This window comes from Pseudomonadota bacterium (assembly GCA_026388255.1).
Classification (GTDB): domain Bacteria; phylum Desulfobacterota; class Syntrophorhabdia; order Syntrophorhabdales; family Syntrophorhabdaceae; genus JAPLKB01.
In genome coordinates, this window is the sequence record JAPLKC010000133.1 from 42978 (window position 1) to 50439 (window position 7462).

Sequence of the window (7462 nt, forward strand, 5' to 3'; positions counted from 1 at the left end):
TAGTCCATTTTGTCTCCAACAGGAAGGTTTATTTACATGGAAAAAGATAAAATCATCGGGTCCATCCTTTTACAGTGGATTACAATTTTTTTTCTGGTAGCCATCGTATTCATTTCTCTCGGCAGTTTATATTACCGCTATGAGGCTCAACGCATAAAAGACGATAAATACGAGGATTTATCCACGATTGCCAAATTGAAGGCAGATTCTATACAGGACTGGCGTAAACACAGGCTTGCCGATGTTCGCAGGGTGCCGGGTCCCCTTGTAAGGAAGGAGATGGCGCGCCTGCTTCACGATCCAACCGGCCCCGGCGCCAGAACAGCGCTTCAGACACAGTTGAATATCAACAAAAAAGGCACTGTCTATGCAGATGCACTTTTTCTGGATACAAAGGGCAACATCCTGTTATCGGACAATCCCTACTCCGCACCTGTTGACCAGACCACGATGAGGGCGATAGAGCTTGCCCTTAAAGACCGTAGAGAGGTTTTGAGTGATTTTTTCCGTGATCCTAAGGGTCTTGTTTGCATAGACGCCGTGGCGCCGGTTCCTGATGACAGCGGCAAGCCTATAGCGATTGTGGTCCTCCGTAGCAAGGCAGCGGACTTCCTCTTTCCTCTCATCCAGACATGGCCTACTCCAAGCAAGACCGCCGAGACACTCCTTGTCTGCCGGGATGGCGATTCCATCCTGTTTCTGAATGATCTCAGACACAGGTCTGATACGGCGCTTAACCTGAGATTCCCCTTGAGCAACACTACTCTTCCGGCTGTTCAGGCCGTCCTCGGCGAATATGGCAGTTTTTTTGGCAGAGACTACCGGGGGATTGAAGTACTGGCTATATTGTTGCCGGTTCCACAATCGCCCTGGTTCGTCGTGGCAAAGGTAGATGCAGAGGAGATACTGGCAGAGATTAAATACAGGGCATGGGTAATCACCATCATCGTAATCCTTCTCATGCTGATCGCAGCGGGGCTCATCAGTGGCGTGTATCAAAAGCGACAGGAAGTTGAGCGTAAACTCGCGGAAGATGTTCTGAAGGAATCTGAGAGCAGGTTCCGGATTATCTTTGAGAGCAGCAAAGACGGCATCATCTTATTCGACGGAAAAACCAAAAATATCATCCATGGAAACAACGCCATGGCTGAGCTGTTAGGATGCTTCAGTGAGGACCTGGTTGGCAGGTCCATTTCATCCCTGCACCCCGCAGAAGAGTGGTCAAACATTAAACATGAATTACAGAAACATTTGAGCGGTGAGCTTTCGGTTTCTTATGGGATTCCTGTTATCCGCATTGACAGCTCCGTCTTCTACGCGGACATCAGCTCAAGTCTCATAACGCTTGATGAAAAAGCCTACTTCTCCGCCTTCTTTCGCGACATTACCGAGCGTAAGCTTGCAGAGGAAACTATTAAATCCTCCCTCCGTGAAAAAGAGATCCTTCTGAAGGAAATCCAGCACAGGGTAAAGAATAACCTCCTTGCCATATCAGGCATCCTTGCCCTCCAGTTAGAGCGCATAAAGGACAGCGAGTCAAAGGATGCCTTCATTACAAGCATGAACCGGATAAAGGCAATGACAAAAATACATAACAGACTATATCAATCCGAGGACTTCTCCCTTGTTGGCTTCAAGAAATATATGGAGGAACTCCTCTGGGAGCTTTCCCGTACTTACGGTTTCCCACAGAAAGACATCATAACGGATATCCAGGATATCTCCATTGACATCAATACGGCCATCCCGGCAGGTCTCATTATAAACGAGCTTGTGAGCAATGCCATGAAGCACGCCTTCCCCCCGGAGGGACGTGGGACCCCGGATCACCCGCAAGCGGGTACCCGCACTCCGGTGCAGGCGTGGGACGAGAGAAACCAAAGAGCGGAGGGTGAAGAGCAAAGAAACGTGATAACCGTCACCCTGAAAAAGGATGGAGAAAATGATGCTCGATCCCCCGCTAAACGAGGACAAGCCTCGCAACTCGTAACCCTTACTGTCTCCGATAACGGGATCGGATTCCCTGCCCATATAGATATCAAAAACACGGAATCAGTGGGGTTTTCACTGCTTGTCCAACTGGTGGAGCAAATTAACGGCACAATAGAATTAATAAAAGAAAATGGTACACGATTCACGATCACCTTTTCCATTGATCAGGAGAAAACACCATGAATAAGCAACAGGAATACAAAAAGACCATCCTTCTCGTTGAAGATGAAGCATTGATCGCTGTCATTGAGAGGGAGACATTAAAACGGCATGGCTTCAATGTCATTCTTGCCTACAGTGGAGAAAAGGCAATTGAAGCTGCGCAAACCGCCGCGGATATTAACCTCATCCTTATGGATATCAACCTGGGGAAAGGAAAGATGGACGGCACAGAGGCGGCAGAGGCCATTCTCAAAGAGAGAGACATCCCCATACTCTTTCTCTCAAACTATACCCTGCCGGAGGTAGTAGAGAAGACCGAGAAGATTACCTCCTACGGGTATGTGGTAAAAGATTCAGGAGAGACGGTGCTTCTGGCTTCCATCAAGATGGCATTCAAGCTGCATGAGGTCCTCAATAAGTTACAGGAACAGAAACATAAAATTGAGACAGCAAATGAAGAACTCCATGCCGCGTTGACTCAGATCGAAATGTCAAACCTGATGCTCACTGCCTCTTACGCGGAGATACTGGAAGGGAAAGAACTGTTCCGAACAACCTTATACAGTATTGGCGATGCTGTGATTACCGCCAACACGCATGGCATTGTCCGGCATATGAATCCTGTGGCTGAAGCTTTGACCGGATGGACTGAAGGAGAGGCAAGAGAAAAAAACATTGATGAGATTTTCCATATTATAAACGAAGAGAAACGCGATATTGTTGAAAACCCTGTTAAACGTGTACTGAGGGAAGGAACGGTGGTGGGGCTTGCCAATCATACTCTTCTTATATCAAAAGATGGCAATGAAATCCCCATCGCTGACAGCGGTTCACCAATAAAGGACGCGGCGGGAAAAATCTTCGGCGTCGTGCTTGTCTTCAGTGATCAGACAAAGGAACGGGCAGCCGATAAAAAGATTCAGGCAAGCGAAAAGCTCTTCAAAAACCTGTATCAGGAAAGTTCCATCCCGACCTTCACCTGGCAGAAAAAGGATGAAGACTTTATTCTTGTAGATTTTAACCGCGCAGCAGATCATATTTCTAACGGCAAAGCACGCGGCTTTCTTGGAAACAGCGCTGCGTGTATGTATGAAAACAGACCGGAAATTCTCAGCAAAATGAGCCTTTGCTTCAAAGAACACCGCACCTTGATGCATGAAGCAGTTTCCATGAACTTCGCGCCGGGAAGATTCCTGTCAATAAATTATAGTTTCATTCCTCCGGATATGATCATCGTCCATTTTCAGGACCAAACAGACCGCAAGCAAGCTGAAGAAAAATTGAAAGAATCTGAGGAGAAATACCGTGCCTACATGGACAACGCAAGTGACGCAATCCTGATTTCAGATTCTGAGGGGGGTTTTCTTGAGGCAAACAAGAAAGCAGAGGCCCTTCTGGGCTACACGAAGGAAGAACTGACGGGCATGGACATTAACCGGATTCACCCGAAAGAGGAACTTGCGAGGGTTATGGACGTTTTCAAGGGTATAATGGAAGCAAGGTTGATTTGCTGTAACGATACGAGGGTGTTGAGAAAAGACGGATCGTTCGTTCCTGTTGATATATCGGGTTCTGCTATTGATTATCTCGGGAAAAAGGTGGCCCTGGGAATTTTTATAGACATCACCGAGCGCAAGCAAGCTGAAGAAAAGCTCCGTGCGTCAGAGAGACGTTTTGCAGACATTATCAATTTTCTTCCCGATGCAACACTTGCAATAGATAATAAAGGCAGGGTTATCGCATGGAATAAGGCGATTGAAGAAATGACCGGTGTTCCTGCAGAGGAGATGCTCGGCAAGGGTGATTATGAATATGCTATTCCTTTTTATGGGAATCGGCGGCCCATCCTGATTAATTTTGTTTTTACCTGGAATCAGGATCTTGAAAAACAGTATGACTTTATCAAAAAGGAAGGCGACACCATCACCACGGAAACAAGTGTGCCATTTGTGCGCGGACAGAACAGAGTCCTCTGGGCAAAGGCCGGCCCTCTTTACGACACCCTGGGGAATGTTATCGGTGCGATTGAATCCATCCGTGATATAACCGAACGCAAACAGGTTGAGGAAAAGCTTAAACGACAAACCGATGCCATGGAAGCTTCGATGGATGGTATGGCCATAACTGACAAAGATCAAAAATTCGTTTATATGAATGAATATCATGCCAGAATTTATGGTTATGATACGGCTCAGGAATTAATAGGAAAATCATGGCATGTTTTCTATGATGAAGATGAGATGCACAGATTCAGACAAAATATTATTCCGGATTTCATCCGGGAAGGACATTGGCAAGGCGAGATAACAGGAAAGAAAAAAGATGGAAGCGTCTTTCATCAAGAGTTATCATTAACGGCAATCGAAAATGGCGGGCTGATTTGTGTTGTCCATGACATCACAAAACGCAAACATGCAGAGGAGGCGATACGAGAGGCCGAGGAGAAATATCGTAACATCTTCGAGAACATCATTGTAGGCTTATACCAGGTAAGCCCTGAAGGACGCTTCATAACCGCTAACCCTGCCGCTGCCCGTATACTCGGATATGAGTCGCCTGAAGAATTAATCAGCACAATTACGGATATCGGGTCCCAAATCTATGTATGTCCTGAGGACCGTGCCGGGGCGCTCGAGCTTTTAAGAAAAGATGGGTTTTTCAAGAACTTCGAGGTGCAAAACCGCCAAAAAGATGGAAATATTATCTGGGTCATGGCCAATATCCATGTTGTTCGAGATGATCAGGGTAAAGTATTATACTATGAAGGAACAATCCGGGACATCACCGACCGCAAACTCGCCGAAGATAAGATCAAAACCCTCCTCTCCCAAAAGGAACTCATTCTCCGCGAGGTTCACCACAGGATCAAGAACAACATGAACGTTATCATGAGCCTCTTCTCCCTGCAATCGAGTACGCTCAAGGACCCGGCAGTCATCTCTTCACTTGAAGATGCGAGGAGCCGTGTCCAGAGTATGATGATTTTGTACGATAAGCTCTACCGGTCTACAGATTTTAGAGCAATATCAGCGAAGGAGTACCTCACCTCTCTGGTTGATGAAATTGTCATGAATTTCCCCAACCGGATATCAATAACAGTTGAGAAACAGATTGATGACCATATCCTTAGCGCAAAGATATTATCTCCTATCGGCATCATCCTTAATGAATTACTTACGAACGCAATGAAACACGCCTTTATAGAGAGAGAAAACGGAATCCTGGGGATATCCCTTTTGATAAAGGACAACCATGCAACCATCATTGTACAGGATAACGGCACAGGTATTCCTGAATCGATTGATATTGCAACCTCTACCGGATTCGGGCTACAGCTTGTCGACATACTCACGGAACAGCTTGAAGGAACCGTCAGGATTGAACGGGAGAAGGGGACAAGGTTCGTTTTGGAATTTGAAATATAGGGAATAGTTTAGAGGCAGTGAATAGTGGATAGGGGAAAGAAAAAAGGCAGGGTGAAGGTGATTTGATTTCGGATTTTGGATATCGGATTTGCGATTGCGGATCTTTTCCGTCACTCCCGTGGAAACGGGAGTGACGGAAAGAACACCGGATACCCTCTGGGTTCCCGCTCCCCGATAGAACCATTCGAGGACAAGCTTCGCGGGCATGACGGGCAAGCGGATGCGTGGACGGGCAAGCGATTGGGAATGAAATGAAACAATTCTATGTCTATATGCTATGCAGTAAACGAAACGGAACCCTCTATACAGGCGTAACCTCCGACCTCATAAAACGTATCTATGAACATAAAAACAACCTGGTTGAGGGCTTTACCAATTCATACAGTGTCCACCGACTTGTCTGGTATGAACAACATGAATCAGCCGAATCAGCTATTACCCGTGAAAAACAGCTAAAAAAATGGAACAGGGCATGGAAGTTGGATTTGATTGAAAAAAATAATTCTGAGTGGAATGATTTATATGAGAATATATGTAAGTAAGGATTTGATAAAACCTCTGGAATCCAGTGCTTCAATGTGTTCTGGAATCCAGTGCTTGTGCTCTTCAGGGTATTCACGGGAGTGACGGTTTTTTTACTTTTTACGAGTGCATCAATTACGAGTGGTGAATAGGTAATGTTAAATGAAAATTAAAATTTTGAAAAACTATAAGCATATTACTATTAGTCCTGGTGAATATTACGTTTCTAATGAAGAGGTTTTGATTACCACACTATTGGGTTCTTGCGTTTCGGCTTGCCTTTATGACCATTACAATAAAATCGTCGGGATGAACCACTTTCTGCTTAGCAGCAAGCGTTACTCCAGAGACATGCCTATTCATACTACAGACGCAGGCCGTTATGGCATCCATTCAATGGAGTTGCTGATCAATGAGATGCTGAAACGGGGCGCAGTGCGAGGTAATTTAAAAGCCAAAGCCTTTGGAGGGGGTTCTGTTCTGAGAACCATCAATTCACCCACAAGTAATTATTTTGCGGTTGGAGAAGTAAATGTACGATTTATTCGGGAATTTCTTAAAAACGAAAATATACCCTTGGTTTCTTCCGATTTAGGAGGCTTTGCCGGAAGAGTGATTTATTTTTATTCAGAGGATTTTTCCGTTAATGTAAAAAAAATGGCCAAAACAGGCGGCAGCCTGATAAAAAAAGAAGAGCAATACTGGAAAAAATCCATGCAGAAGCAAGAGGAAACAGAAACACAGATCGATCTGTGGTAAAATAGATAATGTTTTAAGCGGTAAACGGTTTTGTATTATTTTGTTGACATATTTTTAGCCGCAGACAAGATCGGACAAGTGGTAAATCCATTTTTTTTGTCTGCCGTTGTCCGCAGTTGTCGAGCGCAAGCGGGCGGCAGAAAAAGATTTTTAAACAATAACTGAGGAAATATTTTACATTCATTTTTTATCATTTTCTATCTCGACAATGGGTAGCACCCGAATGTATGGTAAAGGAGGAACATAAATTATATGATAAAAAAAATCTTAATTGTTGACGATGCTCCTGTAGCACGGAGAATTCTTAAGAGTTGCATTCCAAGGGCTGAAGAGTACGATTTTTATGAAGCCGAAGACGGAGCTGCAGGGTTGGCAACATTCAAAAGCATTCAGCCGGATGTGACATTTCTGGATATCAATATGCCGAATATGAACGGTACGTTATGTCTAAAAGAGATTAAAAAAGTTGATCCCAATGCCATTGTCATTATATGTTCGTCAGAGACTAATCCGGAGTTACTTACAGAAGTGACGTCTCTTGGGGCATTTGTTGTTGTTAAAAAACCGCCAACCAGAGAATCCATTCAAGATGCTCTATCCAA

6 protein-coding genes are annotated in these 7462 nt (G+C 44.8%); all 6 read left to right on the forward strand.

Annotated elements, in window-relative coordinates:
• Nucleotides 1-36 precede the first annotated feature (36 nt).
• The gene (locus NT178_18340; GenBank protein MCX5814478.1) at nt 37-2175 is read left to right on the forward strand and encodes a PAS domain S-box protein; all 2139 of its coding nucleotides are present in this window, start codon (nt 37-39) and stop codon (nt 2173-2175) included.
• Complete coding sequence (locus NT178_18345; protein ID MCX5814479.1) at nt 2172-5579, forward strand: PAS domain S-box protein; 3408 nt, start codon at nt 2172-2174, stop codon at nt 5577-5579. Before NT178_18340 ends, NT178_18345 begins: the two co-directional genes overlap by 4 nt.
• Nucleotides 5580-5654: 75 nt before the next feature.
• Nucleotides 5655-5834: a hypothetical protein gene (locus NT178_18350; GenBank protein MCX5814480.1), complete on the forward strand. Its 180-nt coding sequence runs from the start codon at nt 5655-5657 to the stop codon at nt 5832-5834.
• Complete coding sequence (locus NT178_18355; protein ID MCX5814481.1) at nt 5831-6121, forward strand: GIY-YIG nuclease family protein; 291 nt, start codon at nt 5831-5833, stop codon at nt 6119-6121. The genes NT178_18350 and NT178_18355 overlap by 4 nt, the downstream gene beginning before the upstream one ends.
• 142 nt (nt 6122-6263) lie before the next feature.
• Nucleotides 6264-6860: a chemotaxis protein CheD gene (locus NT178_18360; GenBank protein ID MCX5814482.1), complete on the forward strand. Its 597-nt coding sequence runs from the start codon at nt 6264-6266 to the stop codon at nt 6858-6860.
• A 252-nt stretch (nt 6861-7112) separates the two neighbouring features.
• The coding region (locus NT178_18365; protein ID MCX5814483.1) for a response regulator at nt 7113-7462 on the forward strand (350 nt) is incomplete at its 3' end.